The sequence below is a fragment of the Flavobacterium frigidum genome (assembly GCF_048286735.1).
Classification (GTDB): domain Bacteria; phylum Bacteroidota; class Bacteroidia; order Flavobacteriales; family Flavobacteriaceae; genus Flavobacterium.
The window spans coordinates 41,607-58,062 of the sequence record NZ_JBLVPU010000003.1 but is presented as its reverse complement, the minus strand read 5'-3'; the positions used below and the strand labels follow the sequence as shown (position 1 = coordinate 58,062).

General features: G+C 31.8%; 13 protein-coding genes. 4 read left to right on the top strand and 9 right to left on the bottom strand.

Features of this window, described 5'->3' with window-relative positions:
- The 8 genes from ACNQGO_RS02875 to tsaD form a co-directional block, all read right to left on the bottom strand.
- Entirely contained in the window at positions 1-567 is a 567-nt protein-coding gene (locus tag ACNQGO_RS02875; RefSeq protein WP_417970898.1) for a hypothetical protein, read from the bottom strand.
- Positions 568-569: 2 nt separating this feature from the next.
- Positions 570-1,751: a THUMP-like domain-containing protein gene (locus ACNQGO_RS02870; RefSeq protein WP_417947524.1), complete on the bottom strand. Its 1,182-nt coding sequence runs from the start codon at positions 1,749-1,751 to the stop codon at positions 570-572.
- Positions 1,752-1,753: 2 nt separating this feature from the next.
- Entirely contained in the window at positions 1,754-2,845 is a 1,092-nt protein-coding gene (locus ACNQGO_RS02865; protein WP_417947526.1) for an AI-2E family transporter, read from the bottom strand.
- A gap of 76 nt (positions 2,846-2,921) precedes the next feature.
- Positions 2,922-3,869 carry a zinc metalloprotease gene (locus ACNQGO_RS02860; protein ID WP_417970904.1) on the bottom strand — a complete coding sequence of 316 codons (948 nt, stop codon included), beginning with the start codon at positions 3,867-3,869 and terminating at the stop codon, positions 2,922-2,924.
- A 298-nt stretch (positions 3,870-4,167) separates the two neighbouring features.
- Positions 4,168-5,115, bottom strand: coding sequence for a zinc metalloprotease (locus ACNQGO_RS02855; protein ID WP_417944321.1), 948 nt, complete (start codon positions 5,113-5,115; stop codon positions 4,168-4,170).
- A 440-nt stretch (positions 5,116-5,555) separates the two neighbouring features.
- Positions 5,556-6,194 (bottom strand): DUF4159 domain-containing protein, encoded by a 639-nt coding sequence (locus ACNQGO_RS02850; protein WP_309758154.1) that lies wholly within the window; start codon positions 6,192-6,194, stop codon positions 5,556-5,558.
- Between the two features lie 18 nt (positions 6,195-6,212).
- Positions 6,213-6,923, bottom strand: a complete 711-nt coding sequence (locus ACNQGO_RS02845) for a 16S rRNA (uracil(1498)-N(3))-methyltransferase (RefSeq protein ID WP_417984094.1) — start codon at positions 6,921-6,923, stop codon at positions 6,213-6,215.
- Positions 6,924-6,926: 3 nt separating this feature from the next.
- Positions 6,927-7,949 carry a tRNA (adenosine(37)-N6)-threonylcarbamoyltransferase complex transferase subunit TsaD gene (gene tsaD / locus ACNQGO_RS02840; RefSeq protein ID WP_417970912.1) on the bottom strand — a complete coding sequence of 341 codons (1,023 nt, stop codon included), beginning with the start codon at positions 7,947-7,949 and terminating at the stop codon, positions 6,927-6,929.
- Positions 7,950-8,172: 223 nt separating this feature from the next.
- Between tsaD and ACNQGO_RS02835 the strand changes: the two genes are divergently transcribed.
- The 4 genes from ACNQGO_RS02835 to ACNQGO_RS02820 all read left to right on the top strand — a co-directional run bounded on the left by ACNQGO_RS02835 (position 8,173) and on the right by ACNQGO_RS02820 (position 15,990).
- Complete coding sequence (locus ACNQGO_RS02835) at positions 8,173-12,582, top strand: translocation/assembly module TamB domain-containing protein (protein ID WP_417984179.1); 4,410 nt, start codon at positions 8,173-8,175, stop codon at positions 12,580-12,582.
- 366 nt (positions 12,583-12,948) lie between these two features.
- On the top strand, positions 12,949-13,935 hold the full coding sequence (gene pfkA / locus ACNQGO_RS02830) for a 6-phosphofructokinase (protein ID WP_417944316.1): 987 nt from the start codon (positions 12,949-12,951) through the stop codon (positions 13,933-13,935).
- A 72-nt stretch (positions 13,936-14,007) separates the two neighbouring features.
- The gene (gene gap, locus ACNQGO_RS02825; RefSeq protein WP_417984093.1) at positions 14,008-15,012 is read left to right on the top strand and encodes a type I glyceraldehyde-3-phosphate dehydrogenase; all 1,005 of its coding nucleotides are present in this window, start codon (positions 14,008-14,010) and stop codon (positions 15,010-15,012) included.
- Positions 15,013-15,138: 126 nt separating this feature from the next.
- Positions 15,139-15,990, top strand: coding sequence for an N-acetylglucosamine kinase (locus tag ACNQGO_RS02820; protein WP_417984092.1), 852 nt, complete (start codon positions 15,139-15,141; stop codon positions 15,988-15,990).
- Between the two features lie 75 nt (positions 15,991-16,065).
- On the opposite strand, the gene ACNQGO_RS02815 is transcribed toward ACNQGO_RS02820, so the two are convergent.
- On the bottom strand, positions 16,066-16,446 hold the full coding sequence (locus tag ACNQGO_RS02815; RefSeq protein WP_417984091.1) for a RidA family protein: 381 nt from the start codon (positions 16,444-16,446) through the stop codon (positions 16,066-16,068).
- Between the last annotated feature and the right edge of the window lie 10 nt (positions 16,447-16,456).

The window sequence follows — 16,456 nt, the reverse complement described above, 5'->3', positions numbered from 1 at the left end:
CTATTTTATGCATTTTAAGTAATTAATGAAGTAGTCTTCGGGATAGTATGTTTCATTATTTAATTCTGATTTTAACTCCTTTTTTAAAACATAATCCTCTGTATCCGTCAAGTATTTTATACGCATCAAAGAAACAGAGGAGTTTTTTAGGTCTTCAAAGCTTTCTTTCATGAACATGAAAATTCCGGAATTAATTCTATTATCAAATCCTTTATCATCCCTAATCATAGTACCACAATTTTCTTGATCGATATGAATTAATGTAATTATTTTACCATTATTTAACTGTAAGATTAATTTAGAATTTTTATCGAAGCAATTGGCTTTCATAAAATCTTTACTTTTTTGAATGCTTTGAACAGTCAAAGTTGGTAATCCATCTGTCAATGACAAAGTGCAAAAAATATAACTGGAGCTTCCGCCAAAGTTTTTCTCACTAAGCATATAGTCTCGGGTAGATTTATAAGTGCCAATAGAATCATTTACATTGACACTATAATCACATGGATTTTGTGCTACACTAATGAAGCTAATGAACAACAAGCATAGGGTAATTATGTATTTCATTTTTATATTATTTTCGTGCAAATTAAAACTATTTTATGATTGTTTTCATCAGTTGTAAAAAAACAATAGGTATTTCCTCCTTCTTTTATTTTCCACTTTTTCCGAATAATTTCTACACTATCTGGAAAATTTCTTGTGGTCAAATTTGCTTGTTTCTTTTCTAAACAAACTTTCATCTCAGATTTACTGTAAGATATTGCATGTAGAATTTCAAAAGTTCGTCCTGGAAATGCAATTAAGTCATTAGACGTGTATAGATGGGAGTGTTTTTGTATTTTATTTAAATTGTAAAATATTCCAACTTCATCGAATCCACCTGATTTCATGATTGCGCTATTGGGTTCGTATAAATACTTTTGGGGCGGACTGTAATTTGGAATTTTTGAATCTTCGTTTAAAATGAAATTAAACATTTCAACATTATTCTTAACGATATTAGCAGTCTTGATTTCTGTATTCCCAAAATAATCTTGGTGTAGTTCCCATAACAACTCTTTTACTTCATTTTCTAATGCTAGGATATGAATAGTTTTGACGTTTTTTAATTCAGATAAACCTGCTGAAATATCCAGTATAGGCGCAGTCTTTATGAGTACAGAATTTGAATAGGAGAAATAAAAATCAAGATTTTCAGGAACATTAGGCAAGCAATCCTTCAACATAAATACTTTGCCTTTGGTTTCATTCCGTCTCGAAGGATCAATATAAATCCAATCCCATTTTTTATTTAGATCTGATAAAATAAGTTTACTATCTCCTGCATAGCAGTTGATATTTGATATGTTTAATTGTTTAAAATTGTGTTGAACAATGGCCGATAGCTCTGAATTGATTTCACAATGAGCTACGTTTTTAACTTTTTGGGCAAAATAATAAACATCTACTCCAAAACCTCCAGTTAAATCGATTATTGATTCTCCTGAAATTAAGTAAGCTTTGTAACAAGCTGTTTTTTCTGAGGATGTTTGTTCTATTGAAATTTTATTAGGATATATAATATTTTGAGCAAAAAACCAAGTAGGCAGCTTCTCCTTTGCTTTTGTTTTAGCTTCTATTTGATTCAAAATGAAATGCCAATTCATTTCTTGAAAAGGATTTTTTTGTAAGGCTAGTTTTGTTATGCTTTTACCAATATTATCATTGATAAATGCCTGCAATTTGTCATCTAAAATCTTTAAATCCACAATTAGATGTCTTTGGTTAATAACATAATGATTTTATTATCTGGAAAAAATTCTTTCCCAATCACTTTGATAATAGTGTAAAGAGGAACAGCCACTATCATTCCTAAAATTCCAAAAAGGAATCCTGCAATGAGTATTACTAAGAAAATCTCGAGGGGATGTGAACTAACACTTTTAGAAAAAATGATCGGTTGTGACGCATTATTATCTATGATTTGAACTATCCAAAAACCAATTAAAACATATATCGTTGTTGGTAAGGTTTCGGTTCTAAAATCACTCCCTAAAGTACTCATCATCGTTAAAATAGCGGCTAAAATGGAGGCTATCAATGGTCCGATATAAGGAATGATATTTAGTACTGCGCATAAAAAAGCAATAACAATAGCATTTGGTACACCAAAAAGGAATAATACGATTAAGTATAAAAGAAAAACAATAAATAATTGAAGTAGTAAACCAATAAAATATCGAGAAAGCAGGTGGTTGATTTTTTCTAACGAACTTAATATTTGATCTTCATGGCTGTCCGCAATTAGTTTTTTGAAACCAAGAATAAAAATTAATCGATCCTTTAAAAAGAAAAAAGTAATAAACAAAACAGAACCTAAGCCAACCCCGAGGCTACTGATAGTGTTGATTACTGTATTCAAAAAATTAGGAATGAAATTAAAATTGATTTTAGACGTAATATTAGTTTCTTTTAGAACCTGAGAAGAATCTATTTGATGACTCTCTAGATAGGTACTAATCTGACTTATTAATTGGATTATATTACTCTCTATTTTTGAAGTATTCAATAGGGATAAATTTTGACCTTGTGATAAAATCAAAGGAACAAACATCATTATAAAACCAGATATAATCAATATAAAAAGTACTATGGTGAGGATAGTTGCAAAAATATGATTGAATTTCAATCGCTTTTTAAAAAAGTCTAAAATAGGATTTCCAATTAAGGTGAGTATCAAGGATACAACGAGATAGATAAGCACCGATTGAATTTTGTAAAAGAAGAACAAAATCAAACCTACAATAAGAACGATTAATAATGCTCTGATAATACCATTTGAAATGGTTTTAGGTGTAATCATATTTTTGTTTTAGGTTATAAAGATAAAAAAACTCGCTAACAAGTAGCGAGTTTTATAATCTAAAAAAAACAAAAAATTATAATCTGAAACTAGCTCTTGATCCACCGGAAAGAAAAACTGCAGCCATTCTTGATTTTTGTCCATTAGAGAACATGTACATTCCTCTATCATCAGTGTAGTCCATATAGTTCATTGTCATTTCAACTGGATTTCCTGAACAAGTACTGTAATGTGGGTAAGCTGGAACTCCAGAATTGGCAGCATTGTGAGTAGGTGTATCAGATACTAAATCACTACCACAAGTTGCATCACCCCAAATATGGCGTAAGTTCATCCAGTGTCCTACTTCATGAGTTGCTGTTCTTCCTAAGTTGAAAGGAAAGGCTGCTGTACCTGTTGTTCCTAAGTATTTAGAATCGATTACAACACCATCTGTAGAAGAGGCTCCACCAGGAAATTGTGCATAACCTAATATTCCACCACCAATAGTGCAAGCCCAAAGGTTCATTTTTGTCGTTGGAGATGTTGGAGCAATACCACCCTGAGAAGCAATTTTCATTGCATCGTTTGTACCCCATGAAGTTTTAGTAGTCGCTTTTCTGTAAACCGCTTCAAGTACAAAAGAGATTCCAACATTTGCTTTTACTCCTGCAAATAAAGTAGGTACTTGATTAAAATCTGAGTTAGCAGCGTTAAAATCTTTGTTTAAAACATCAATTTGAGATTGAATTTGTGCTAATGAAATATTTTCCGTAGTTGTTCTATACAATACATTAACTACGACAGGAATTTGAATTTTTCCATCTACTATTCGAGCAGATGCCATTGATTTTTGTGTGAATGCTTCAATCTCATTCATTCTTAGCGCTAGTTTTGGATCAGCTTTCATTTGAGCTAATAATACATCCTGAGATGCGCAGCCTCGTTGTGCAATTGCATTAGTTTCTGGAGCAGATTCTGTCGTTTCATTTTGACAAGAGAAAAGCATTACTAATGCTACAGCAGATAAAAAAATTTTTTTCATAGTGAATAGGTAATAAATTAGTTTTGGTTAATTATTTAACAATTTTATAACATTTTATTTATAACACCAATTTTTTACTCATTTATTTTTTAAATAATTCAGAATACTATTTCTACTTTCATTTTGGATTTAAAATTGTAGGAGTAGTAACCGAAATTTTATGAATAAAAAAATAGCAATGGAAAATTCAGTAAAAATAAAATGCTAAGAAGTGGTGTTATTTTCAAGAATACCTTGAAAAATAGAATAAAAAAAGGAGGTGATTCAATAAATCACCTCCTTTTATGAAGTTTAAATATTATATTCCGAAACCTGCTCTTGCTCCACCTGAAACAAAAATTGCAGCCATTCTTGATTTTTGACCATTAGAGAACATATACATTCCTCTATCATCAGTGTAATCCATGTAGTTCATAGTCATTTCTACTGGAGTTCCAGTACAAGTGCTATAGTGTGGGTAAGCCGGAACACCATAATTTGAAGTATTGTGTGTAGGAGTGTCTGAAACTAAATCACTTCCACAAGTAGCATCTCCCCAAATGTGACGTAAGTTCATCCAGTGACCAACTTCATGAGTCATTGTTCTTCCTAAGTTGTATGGGAATGCTCCTGAACCAGATAATCCAAAATATTTAGAATCTACTACAACACCATCTGTAGAAGAAGCTCCCCCAGGAAATTGAGCATAACCTAAGATTCCACCACCAATAGTACAAGCCCACATATTCAATTTAGTTGTAGGTGATGTAGGATCTAAACCTCCTTGTTTTGTTTTTTTCATAGCATCTCTAGTCCCCCAAGAAGATTTAGAAGTAGCCTTTCTGTTTACTGTTTCTAAAACAAACGTGATTCCTACATTTGCTGCAACTCCAGAGAATAAAGCTGGTGTACTGTTGAAATCTGAATTTGTAGCATTGAAATCTGCATTCAATACATCAATTTGTGATTGGATTTGAGTTAGCGAAATGTTTTCTGCAGCAGTGTTATATAAAACGTTTACTACTACTGGAATTTCAACTCTACCATTTACCAAACGACCATTTAGCATTGCTTTTTGAGTAAAAGCTTCAATTTCATTCATTCTTAAAGCTAAAGTTGGATCAGCTTTCAATTGCGCTTCAAGAACTTCTTGTGATGCACAACCACGTTTTGCAATTGCATTAGCTTCTGGAGCTGCTTCTGTTGTTTCATTTTGACAAGAGAAAAGCATTACTAATGCTACTGCAGATAAAAGAATCTTTTTCATAAATAATTTGTTATAAATTAATAGGATTGGTTAATTATTTCACAATTGTATAACAATTATTTCATAATAAAAATTTTTTCAATTAAAAAAATCAAATAAAAATAGCAAACAATCGATTTTACTGCTTTTGTTTATTTTTGACGATTTATTATTTACAAGTGCTTTCATACAAATAGAAAACACCAGTGATAGTAATACTCTATTTCATAAATAGAAAAGGATTTTTAAGAAATTTTATGTCATTACTTAGAACAATATCTTAAAACTATTGGAAATGTGTAGGTTATTGTTTTTTACTTTAAAACTTAGAATTAGAAATTAACCAATTTTCTATCTTTGGTAATTGGGTCTGTCTAAATGAATTTGAATTAAAATTTGAAAACGAGAATTAATAAAAAAATAGATGAATTACATTATTGTAAAATCACCAAAATTCAATTTTAATTATTAAAAATGTAGTTTAGAATGTTAGCTCCCATTTTAAGAGCTTTTTCACGTACTGCTAAGGGATCATTATTTACTTCCGCATCTTCCCAACCATCACCTAAATCGCATTCGTAGGTGTACAGCAAAACCAACTTATTAGCGATAAAAATACCAAAAGCCTGTGGTCGTTTTCCGTCGTGTTCATGAATTTTTGGTAACCCATTAGGGAAGGAATAAGGTTTTTGAAAAATGGCGTGCGTGGCAGGTATTTCAACCAACTCATTATTTGGAAATATTTTTTTTATTTCTTTTCTAATATATTGATTCATACCATAATTATCGTCAATATGAAGAAAACCTCCAGCGAGTAAATAATTTTTTAGATTATTGCTGTCAGCGTCATTAAAAACTACATTTCCATGCCCAGTCATGTGAATGTATGGGTATGAAAATAAATCGGGACTGCTGGGTTCAACCGTTGTTGGTTTTGTTTTTATTCGAGTATTAATGTTGGCGTTACAATATTTTATCAAGTTGGGTAGCGATGTAGGATTTGCATACCAATCACCACCACCACTGTATTTAACCAAAGCAATTTCTTGAGAAAATGATGGTATAGAAAGTAAAACTAGTAGATAAAATAGTTGTCTCATAATGGATAAAATAAATGTTTATTCTTCTTCATTTATAAAAACCACGCTGTGACAGGCTACAATTGCTGCAGTTTCTGTTCTTAATCTGGTTGTGCCTAATGTTACTGCAACAAATTCATTTTCAAGCGCCAAAGTAATTTCTTTTTCTGAAAAATCACCTTCTGGTCCTATTAATATGGTTACATCTACATTGGGTTTCACAATTGATTTTAGGGTCTTTTTTTCAGTTTCCTCACAATGTGCAATTAGTTTTAAACCTTTTCTATTCCCTTTAACAAACTCTTTAAAGGTGATGGCATCATTTAATTTAGGCAAATACAATTCATTAGATTGCTTCATAGCAGCTAATAAAATTTTATCAAATCTCTCGTTATTAATTACTTTTCGCTCTGAATGGTCACAAATAATAGGTGTTATTTCGTGTACGCCTATTTCTGTGGCTTTCTCGAGAAACCATTCAAAACGATCATTCATTTTAGTAGGTGCTACTGCTAAATGCAAATGAAATTTTGAAGCAGCAGCTTTTTCGAAAGAAAGAATTTTTACAGTGCACTTGCTATCGGAGGCTAATGTAATTTCAGTTTTGAATAAAAAACCAAGTCCGTTGGTTACATGTAAAATATCGGTATCTTTCTTTCGAAGTACTTTAATAATATGTTTGCTTTCTTCTTTATCAAAAGCAAATGTTTCTGTAGTTTCCGAAATATTCGGATTGTAAAATAATTGCATAATTTATATTTGTATTCTAGCTTTAGAAACAACAGAGGAAGTTTCAAATTGTTGTGTTAAAAACTTTTGATACCCCACAATACCGATCATAGCGGCATTATCGGTCGTATATTCAAATTTCGGAATAAAGGTTTTCCAACCGTATTTTTTTTCTGTTTCTTTTAAGGTGTTTCGAATGCCAGAATTTGCCGAAACTCCCCCGCCAATAGCAATTTGTTTAATACCTGTTTCTTGGACTGCCAGTTTTAATTTATCCATTAAAATTTCAATAATGGTATGTTGAATTGATGCGCAAATATCATTTAAGTTTTCATCCACAAAATTTGGATTTTCTATTTTTTTCTTTTGAATAAAATAGAGAATGGCTGTTTTTAAACCGGAAAAACTGAAATTCAATCCTGGAACTTTTGGTTTTGTAAAAGCAAAGGCTTTTGGGTTTCCTAATTGGGCATATTTGTCAATTAAAGGGCCACCTGGGTAAGGAAGGCCTAATATTTTTGCGCTTTTGTCAAAAGCTTCGCCAACAGCATCATCTGTGGTTTCGCCAATTACTGTCATGTCAAAAAAATGATCAACTTTTAAAATCTGAGTATGTCCACCACTTATAGTCAACGCCAAAAATGGGAATGTTGGTTTTTCATATCCATCTTCATCAATAAAATGAGCTAAAACATGCGCTTGCATGTGGTTTACAGCAATTAATGGAATTTTTAAAGCCAATGCAATAGATTTTGCAAATGAACTTCCCACCAGCAATGAACCCATGAGACCAGGACCTTGAGTGAAGGCAATTGCTGATAACTGTTCTTTTTGTATATTTGCTTTTCGAAGCGCTGCATCGATCACCGGAACAATATTTTGTTGGTGTGCACGTGAGGCTAGCTCAGGAACAACGCCACCATACTGATTGTGTATTAATTGATTCGCCACGACATTTGACAATACTTTATCGTTTTGTAAAATAGCGGCAGCGGTATCATCACAAGAACTTTCGATCGCAAGAATAAAAACCTCGGAATTTTGCATAAAAAGGCATAAATTTTGAATTACATTTGACAAGTCGATTCAATATATCGATTTGTAGCATTCAAAATTAAAGAATTTTTATTGAAAGTGTTGCTGTTTCCAAGTGCAAATTAAAATATTATAGAATTAAATAGTTTAAGGTATCAAAAAATTTAGAAAAATAGTATTTCGTTCTTTGCTTGGACTAATCCTACTTTTGTTAGTGCTTGGTATTGCGTTGAGCATGCCATCAGTACAAACAAAAATTGCTAGATACTTCACCAATAGTATAAATGAGGATTTTGGAACTAAGATTTCTATTGATGAAGTTGCTATTTCAATTTTTGGAGGCGTGAAATTTAAGAAGGTATTGATTCTGGATCATCGCAATGATACTTTGATTTATTCTAATAGGATTTCTACAACCATTTTAGAAGGTAAAAAAATGCTAGATGGAGATTTGATCTTTGATGATCTGAATTTACATGGGTTATTTTTTAATTTTAAAACCTATAAAAATGAAAAGAAATCCAATCTTAATGTATTTTTTGCAGCTTTTGAAAAAGGGAAAAAATCAAAAAAGAAATTTTTACTTAAATTAAATAAGGCTCAAATTTTTGATGGCCGTTTTGTTTTAACCGATGAAAATAGGGAGAATCCCAAAGATTTAGATTTTACCAAACTGAATGCGTCCTTGACAGACTTTCAAATATATGGACCGGAGGTAACGACCATGATTGATAAAATGTCATTTTTGGATTTCCGAGGTTTGTATATCAAGAATTTAAATTCAAAATTCACGTACTCAAGAGAGAATATCAAATTAGAAAAGCTAGATCTATTGACCAAAGAATCTACTTTTAAAGGAACGGTAGTTTTAAAATATAAAATTGAAGATTTTTCTAGTTTTACAGATAAAGTTCTATTTGATATTAAATTAGATGCCGCTTCTATCGCCTCTAATGATATTCGTTATTTTTATAAAGAAATTGGTAAAAATCAACATTTTTACGCCAAAACCAATATTAAAGGGACTCTGAATGATTTGCGATTTAAAAAATTAGAGTTGGTAGATGATCGTAAAACCCAAATTAATGGCGATCTCAATTTCAGGAATTTATTTGCAAAAAAAGGACAAAAATTTTCAATGTATGCGAAGTTTAGTAAGCTAACATCGAGTTATGATGACTTAATTGTGATACTTCCCAATATTTTAGGAACCAAATTACCAACTTCTTTAAAAAAATTAGGCAGGTTTACCGCTTCGGGAACTGCTAACGTTTCGACTACTGCTGTTGAAGCTGATTTTTATATGGTCACGGCACTAGGGATTGTCTCTAGTAATCTGAAAATACAGAATATTGATGTAATCGATAAGGCGTCCTACACTGGGAATGTAATCTTAGAAAAATTTGACATTGGAACTTTATTTGAACAGAAAGAACTTGGTACCGTAAGTTTAAATTTTGATGTTGATGGAAAAGGCTTTAAACGGGAATTTCTTAATACTGCAATAATTGGCGACATTAGTCAAATCGAATATAAAAATTATAATTATACAAATATTGTTGTCAATGGAACGCTAAAAAGTCCTAATTACAAAGGACAAATTTCTATAAATGACCCTAATTTAACGATGACTTTCGATGGGTTATTAGATTTAAGCAAAAAAGACAGTCGTTATGATTTTCATATCAATGTTGAGAATGCCGACTTAAATAAATTGAAATTAGTAAAGGATCCTATTTCTTTTTTTAAGGGAGATGTTGTCGTACAAGCCTCTGGCAATAACATAGAAAATTTTCAAGGAAATGTGTATATCAACAAAACATCCTATCAAAACAGTAAGGGAATTTATGACTTTGATGATTTTACAATTGCATCCAGTTTTGATTCCAATAACGTTAGAACCATTACTGTAAATTCGCCAGATATTGTAGAAGGTGAAATAGTTGGTAAATATGAGTTCAATCAATTAGAAAACTTAGTAAAAAATTCTTTAGGAAGTTTGTACACAAATTTCAAACCAAGTAAGGTTAAAAAAGGACAGTTTCTTCAATTCAATTTCTCTATTTATAATAAAATTATCGAAATATTTTATCCTGACATTGTTATTGGTGCTAATACAGTTGTGAAAGGGAATATCAGTTCTGATAATCAAGAATTTAAGCTGAACTTCAATTCGCCTCAAATTATTGCAGCTAATACCACATTCGATAATATAAGAGTGTCTGTAGATAATAAAAATCCACTTTATAATGCTTTTATAGAGTTAGATAGTATCAAAACTAAATATTATAAAATTCGAGATTTTAGTGTTATTAATGTCACAATGAAAGACACTTTGTTTTTTCGTTCGGAGTTTAAAGGTGGATCAAAAGGAGAGGATTACTACAATCTGAATTTATACCATACTATCAATAAGGACAATAATAATGTAGTGGGAATTAGCAAATCAGAAGTCAAATTCAAGGATTATCTCTGGTTTTTAAATGAAAATGATGCACCAAATAATCAAATTGTATTTGATAAATCATTCAAAACTTTTGATATCGACAATATAATTATGTCGCATGAAAATCAGTCAATTTCTTTAATGGGAACTTTTGACGGACCAAACAAGAAGGATTTAAAACTAAGTTTTAAAGATGTCGATCTCAACCAAATTACGCCTCTCAATAACAAGTTAATAACCAAAGGAAACATTAATGGTGAGGTCAATTTTAAGCAAAACAATGCAGTTTATCAGCCTACAGCTTCTATAGTTATAGATAATTTAAATGTAAACAAAACAGATTTAGGAACTTTGAATTTTGAAATTGAAGGCGATGAAAGTCTTAGGAAGTTTGTAATAAACTCTAACTTAGAAAATAAAAATGTAGAATCGTTTAATGCAAACGGAAGTTTCGAAATAATCAACAAGGAAACTATTTTAGATTTAAAGTTAAAATTCGAAAAGTTCAACATTGCAACACTTAACTCCCTAGGGGGTGAAGTTTTGTCAAATATAAGAGGTTCCATTTCAGGTAATGCAAGTATTGAAGGCAATCTAAAAAAACCAAATATCAATGGCCGTTTGTTTTTGAATGATGCTGGTTTGACGGTTCCTTATTTAAATGTTGATTACGCATTAAGCGATAATACTATTATTGATTTGACTGATGAAAAATTCTTGTTCAGGAACAACACATTAACCGATACCAAATACGGAACCAAAGGGCAATTGAATGGAAATATTGAACATAATAATTTTGCCGATTGGAAACTAGATTTAGCTATAAATTCTAAAAGACTCTTGGCATTAGATACCCAAGACAGTGAAGATGCAGCGTATTACGGTACTGCTTTTATTGATGGAATGGCCACCATTAAAGGAAAAACGAATTCTTTGTTTATAAAAGTCGATGCAAAATCTGAAAAAGGAACAGCCATAAAAATACCGATTAACAATGCTGAAAGTGTTAGTGATAATGTTTTTCTGCATTTTGTGACTGCCCAAGAAAAATACAATTTAAAAAATGGAATTACTGAAAGTGCTAGAAATTACAATGGTCTAGAACTTGAATTTGATTTTGATATAACACCAGATGCCGAAGTAGAAGTAATTTTAGACCGAAATACGGGTCATGGAATGAGAGGAAAGGGATTTGGATCTTTGTTGTTTAAAATTAATACTTTAGGAAAGTTTAATATGTGGGGAGATTTCCAGGCATATGAAGGAACGTACAATTTCAAATATGGAGGACTTATTGATAAGAAATTTGCCGTTCGAAAAGGTGGTTCAATAACATGGGAAGGCAATCCTATGAGAGCACAATTGAACTTAGAAGCTGTATACAAAACGACGGCAAATCCTGCGGTTTTACTTGATAATTCTTCATTCAATGCAAAAGTTCCAGTTGAAGTTATTATTGGTATTCGAGGCGATTTGACCAGTCCGGAACCTGATTTTAATATTGAATTTCCAACAGTAAGCAATGTTTTGAAATCTGAAATTCAATATAAATTAAATGACAAGGATGTACGACAAACTCAGGCGTTGTACTTATTATCATCTGGTGGTTTTTTAAGTCCAGAAGGGGTGAGCCAATCTGATTTTTCAGGAAGTTTATTTGAAACGGCCTCTAGTATACTTGGCGGTATCATACAATCTGACGATGAAAAATTTAAAGTTGGATTGAATTTCATTGGCGCTGACCGACGAATAGGGAAAGAAACCGATGGTAGATTTGTTGCAACAATTTCGTCAAAAATAAACGAAAGAATAACCATCAATGGGAAATTAGGAGTTCCTTTTGGAGGGATAAATGAATCTGCGATTGTGGGAGATATAGAAGTTTTGTATCGAGTGAATGAAGATGGAACACTTAATTTACGTCTTTTTAATAAAGAAAATGATATCAATTATATCGGACAAGGAATTGGGTATACACAAGGTTTAGGAGTTTCTTACGAGGTTGATTTTGATACTTTTAAAGAGTTCGTAAATAAAATCTTTAAAAATTTAAAAATAGATAGAGCGCCAGTTCCCGCTGCTGAAGATCAAGATTCAGATATGTCTCCAGATTATATAAATTTTTCTGCACCAACAAAATCAACCAAAAAGAAGGTCAAAAAAAATCAAGAAGGTCTACTTCCCGAAGAAAACGAATAGCGATATTTAAATATAAAAACTTTAAAAAAAGGTATTCCATTATCATTTTGCCTCCTACTTAGAGTAAACAATAGCAATACTTTATCTTCATTAAATTACAATTATAGCTATCTGTTTTTTTATTTTAAATTTTAGTACCTCGTACTTATCATTTGGTATCGATTTCTCAAAAAAAACAAACTAATTGTTAATTATCAAATAAAAATCCATTATTTTTAAGTTTTGATACTAAAAAACGATTTTATTTTGTTTTTCTAAAAACTTATCAACGAAAACGTTTGAATTCTGAGTTCTTTATTAATTTATTAAAAACACAGCTTTAAAAGTGCTGAATGTTTGCTAATTTTACTTTTTAATACTTAAATAATGCCAAAAACAATAAAAAAAGTTGGTGTTCTTACTTCGGGTGGCGACTCCCCAGGAATGAATGCCGCTATTCGCTCGGTTGTTCGTACATGTGCGTATCATAATATAGAATGTATAGGAATTTATAGAGGGTATCAAGGAATGATTGAAGGAGACTTCAAAGAAATGGGACCTCGAAGTGTAAACAATATCGTTAACAAAGGAGGTACGATTCTTAAATCGGCTCGATCATTAGAGTTCAAAACGCCTGAAGGAAGAAAAAAAGCATACGAAAATCTTACCAAAGCGGGTATTGATGCTTTAGTAGTTATTGGTGGAGATGGAACTTTTACTGGAGGGTTATTATTCAATTCCGAATTCAATTTTCCAGTAATGGGAATTCCTGGAACAATAGATAATGATATTTTTGGAACGAGTCACACCCTTGGATACGATACGGCTCTGAATACTGTCGTAGAAGTGATTGATAAAATTAGAGATACTGCAAGTTCTCATAACCGATTGTTCTTTGTAGAAGTAATGGGTAGAGATGCGGGGCACATTGCCTTGAATGCAGGTATTGGTGCAGGAGCAGAAGAAATTTTAATTCCCGAAGAAGATTTAGGATTAGACCGCCTTCTAGAATCGCTACAAAAAAGTAAAGCATCAGGTAAATCATCTAGTATAGTGGTTATTGCAGAGGGCGATAAAATAGGCAAAAACGTATTTGAATTGAAAGATTATGTTGAAGCCAATTTGCCAGAGTATGATGTTAGAGTTTCAGTTTTAGGTCACATGCAGCGTGGTGGTTCGCCTTCTTGTTTTGATAGAGTTTTAGCTAGTAGATTAGGTGTAAAAGCCGTGGAGTCATTGCTAGAAGGAAAATCAAGTTATATGGTTGGTTTGCAAAATGATAAAGTATCGTTGACGCCCTTAGAACAAGCAATTAAAGGTAAAACGATGATTGATAGAGAATTATTAAGAGTTTCAGACATTATGTCTACATAAATGGGTAAAGTTTATTGTGAGGAAATTAGGCTTTAGGTTGAGTTAATATATAAACAAAAAAATTAAAGTAAAATGTCAAAAGTAAAATTAGGAATAAACGGCTTTGGAAGAATTGGAAGAATTGTTTTCAGAGAATCTTACAATAGAGATAATGTAGAGGTGGTAGCGATTAATGATTTACTTGATGTGGATCATTTGGCTTACTTGTTAAAATATGATTCTGTTCACGGACGTTTCAATGGAACTGTTGAAGTTATAGATGGGAAACTTTTTGTAAACGGTAAAAATATTCGCATTACAGCGGAGAGAAACCCTGCTGATTTAAAATGGAATGAAGTTGATGTTGATGTAGTTGCTGAGTGTACTGGTTTCTTTACTACTATCGAAACTGCAACTGAGCACATTAAAGGCGGTGCTAAAAAAGTAATTATTTCTGCGCCTTCTGCTGATGCGCCAATGTTTGTCATGGGAGTTAATCATGAAAAAGCACAAGCATCAGATAGAGTAGTCTCTAATGCTTCTTGTACTACAAACTGCTTGGCTCCACTGGCCAAAGTAATCAATGATAACTTTGGAATTGTAGAGGCTTTAATGACTACAGTTCACGCGACAACTTCTACACAAATGACCACTGATGGTCCATCTAGAAAAGACTGGAGAGGCGGACGTGCTGCATCGGTAAATATTATTCCTTCTTCAACTGGTGCTGCAAAAGCAGTAGGTAAAGTAATTCCAGAACTTGACGGAAAATTAACAGGAATGTCAATGCGTGTTCCTACCACAGATGTTTCTGTAGTAGATTTAACTGTAAAAGTTGCAAAAGAAACTTCTTATGCAGAGATTATGGCTGTTTTAAAATTAGCTTCCGAAACTACCATGAAAGGTGTTTTGGGATATACTGAAGATTTAGTAGTTTCTCAGGATTTTATTTCTGATTCTAGAACTTCGATTATTGATGCTAATGCAGGAATTGGATTAAATTCTACTTTCTTCAAAATTATATCATGGTACGATAACGAGTACGGATATTCCAGTAAATTAATTGATTTGTCCGTACACATAGCAGGTTTAAAATAATTATTTACATTTACATAATTCCGTTATCTTAATTAGTGACGGAATTTTGTTTTTTGTTCCCTTTTCAAAAATAGAGTTTTGCATTTTGAAAAGTACACTTAAAAACCAAAAATAAAACCAAAAGAAATGAGATTAATAGTTGATAGTGGTTCTACCAAAGCCGATTGGATTGCGATAGATGAAGATGGAAAAGTATTGTTTACAACACAAACTCTTGGGTTAAATCCAGAAGTTTTGGAAAATGATGAAATTATTGATCGACTCAATGATCGTTTTGATATTTTGCAAAATAAAAAAAATACAACTCATTTGTTTTTTTATGGCGCTGGTTGTGGGACAGATAAAATGAAGATGTCACTTTCACAAATATTTCAAAACTATTTCCCAAATGCTATTATTTCTGTGGAAGAAGATACTTATGCAGCGGTTTATGCCACCACACCAAAAGGACAACAAGCCATAGTGAGTATTCTAGGAACAGGTTCAAATTGTAGTTATTTTGATGGAAAAGAGTTGCATCAAAAAGTACAATCACTCGGTTATATCGTTATGGATGATTGTAGTGGTAATGTTTTTGGAAAAGAATTAATTAGAAAGTACTATTTCAATAAAATGCCAAAAGAATTAGCGGCTCAGTTCGAAAAAGAATACGATTTAGAACCAGATAGCGTAAAAAGTAAATTGTATAAGGAACCCAATCCAAATGCCTATTTAGCCACATTTGCAAAGTTCTTAATTCAACATAAAGAAACGGAGTTTTGCAGAAAAATTATTTTCAAAGGGATGAAATCTTTTGTCAAAAATTACATCAAACAATTTAGTAATTGCAAGGAGGTTCCAGTACATTTTGTAGGTTCTATTGCTTTTTACTTAAAAGAAGAATTACAAGAAACGTTTGATAAATACGAATTACAATTGGGCAATGTACTACGAAGACCAATTGACGGATTAATAGCCTATCATATTGCTAATAAATAGTAGGTGTTTTCTAAAATTACAAAATCCAAATTCCAATATTTAATATCGGAATTTGGATTTTTTTTTTGACATATTCTATAAAATTGCAATCATAGAAATTTCTACATTAACATTTTTTGGCAAACAAGCTACTTGAACTGTCTCTCGCGCTGGAGCGGTTTTTTCGTTAAAATAAGAACCATAAACGGTATTTATTTTTGCAAAATCATTCATATCCATGATGAAAATGGTTGTTTTTACGACATTTTCAAACGTCATTCCAGCTTCTAGTAATACCGCTTTCATGTTTTTCATTACTTGTTCGGTTTCTACTTCTATGCTTCCCATAACCAGCTCTCCAGATATTGGATCAATAGCAATCTGACCCGAAGTATAAAGCGTATCTCCTTTTAAAACAGCTTGATTGTAAGGTCCAATAGGAGCAGGTGCATTTGCTGTAAAGATTATTTTTTTCATAAAACAATTA